The 2,178-nt window shown below is 52.8% G+C and carries 1 protein-coding gene; it reads left to right on the forward strand.

Annotated features, from left to right (window positions below):
• Positions 1-285: 285 nt before the first annotated feature.
• On the forward strand, positions 286-2,148 hold the full coding sequence (locus tag ACOTTU_RS24880) for an SLC13 family permease (RefSeq protein ID WP_425662213.1): 1,863 nt from the start codon (positions 286-288) through the stop codon (positions 2,146-2,148).
• The last annotated feature ends 30 nt before the right edge of the window (positions 2,149-2,178 follow it).

Below are 2,178 nucleotides of genomic sequence, written 5' to 3' on the forward strand. Positions count from 1 at the left end.
TAAAACTAGTCAGAGATTGGAATAGACTTAACGCCAATGAATTCATTCAGAATCCAATTTTATCGCTAATCGGCGAATTGCGAACCGAACCTGGTTCCCGTGTTGCTACGATCTATGGATCACAATTGTACGCACACTCACCCACTGCCGATTGCCGCAAAATGGTTGACGAAAAACGGGTGCTGGACTCAAAGTGCGACGTGACTTGGCTATGCCGAGCTTTTTCTCGTATGTCTAGGTTGGCCCCAGGAGGCGGACTTGGAAACAGTAATACTGACAAACGAAATGATTGTGGTCCTGGTGCTGCTGGCAATTACGGTTTTTCTTTTTGTCTCAGAAATCGTGAGAATAGATGTGGCGGCGGTTCTGGTGATGCTGCTTTTGGGCGGGCTCAGTTATCTGCCAGGGCTCAACAATCTGGCGGATGTCTCAAACCTCTTTGTTGGCTTTTCATCAAACGCCGTTGTTTCGATCATTGCGGTGATGATCATAGGCGCGGGGCTGGATAGGACCGGCCTGATGTCCAAAGTGGCAGCGTTGATCATTAGACGGGGCGGGACAACTGAGGCGCGGATCATTCCTATTGTCTCCAGTGTGGTTGGTGTCATCAGCTCATTCATGCAGAATGTCGGGGCGGCGGCTTTGTTTCTGCCTGTGATCAGCCGCATTTCAGCGCGCACTGAGATTCCGATGAGCCGCTTGCTCATGCCAATGGGTTTCTGTGCCATTTTGGGTGGGACGATTACTATGGTTGGCTCTTCCCCGCTGATTTTGCTCAATGATTTGATACACGCATCGAACGAAAATCTTCCGGCGGAAATAAAGATGGAAGCGTTCGGACTATTCTCGGTCACGCCTATCGGGGCAATGCTGGTGGCGACAGGAATTCTATACTTCGTCTTGTTCGGGCGTTGGGTTCTGCCAGCACAACGGGATTGGGGGACCGATGCGGGTTCTGCCAGATCGATGCAGACCTATATCGAAAACACCTATGGATTGCGCGCCGATATGTTCGAAGTGCGCGTTCCGGAAGGGTCCATTCTTATCGGACAATCTCTGGCTGATCTGATGGTCGCCCATCACATGTATATTCTGGGCACATCCTACCGGGGTCACAAAGTAATTGCTCCGATGGCCGATACCACAATCGAGGCTCCCGCGCGACTTGCCGTTCTGGGGCTGCACCGGGTCGTTCTAGAGGAATTCGCCGAGCCCTATGGGTTAGAAATTTTACCTCAGCTGGATGTGTTTGCGGATGATTTCGCGGCCACCCAATCGGGCGTGGCCGAGGTGGTGATTCCGCCGGGATCCAGCGTGATTGGCCACACCCCTATCGATCTGCGTTTGCGTCAAACCCATGGGATTTCGCTGTTGGCGATTCATCGCGGGGCAGAGACGTTAAGCCATGTTGAGACCGAAGACCATGACGCCACACATATCGGTCAAGTCCCATTGCAGGCAGGCGATTCGGCGGTAGTCCACATTCAATGGGACAGGCTAACAGAGCTTTTGTCGGACAGGGACTTTGTCGTGGTGACATCTGACTTCCCGCAGGAAGAGCTTCGACCCCATAAGGTGGGTTGGGCTTTGGCGTTTTTTGCCATGGCTCTGATGCTGATCCTGTTTTCTGACGTCAGATTGTCCTTGTGTCTGCTTGCCGGGGCTATGGGCATGATCTTGAGTCGCGTGCTTTCGATAGACGAGGCATATGACGCGGTCAGCTGGAGCACGGTTTTTTTGCTAGCCTCTCTTATTCCATTAGGTCAGGCAGTTCAAAACACAGGAACCGCGACATGGATTGCCGGGCAAATCCTAAGCTTGCTGGACGGTTGGCCAATTTGGGGGCTGCAGGCGGGCCTGGCGGTTTTAGCAACGGCATTTACGCTTGTGATGTCGAATGTTGGTGCGACTGTCTTGCTTGTACCGCTTGCGGTTTCGATAGCGCTGGCCTCCGGAGGCGACCCGGCGGTCTTTGCGCTGACAGTGGCGATTTCGACCTCCAATTCCTTCCTTATCCCAACCCATCAGGTCAACGCTCTGATCATGGGCCCCGCAGGCTATAGGGTGATCGACTTCGTTCGTTCTGGCGGCGTCATGACTATTCTTTTTCTAATCGTATCAATGGCGGGATTGAATCTCTTTTTCTGATTTGAGCGCTGCACTGCGAACAAACGCCCG

Origin of the sequence: Roseobacter sp. EG26, assembly GCF_049830555.1 — a bacterium.
Classification (GTDB): domain Bacteria; phylum Pseudomonadota; class Alphaproteobacteria; order Rhodobacterales; family Rhodobacteraceae; genus Roseobacter.

Excerpts from the sequence above, each read along its gene's own strand:
- ACOTTU_RS24880 (WP_425662213.1), top strand. The coding sequence starts at position 286 with ATGATTGTGGTCCTGGTGCTGCTGGCAATTACGGTTTTTCTTTTTGTC.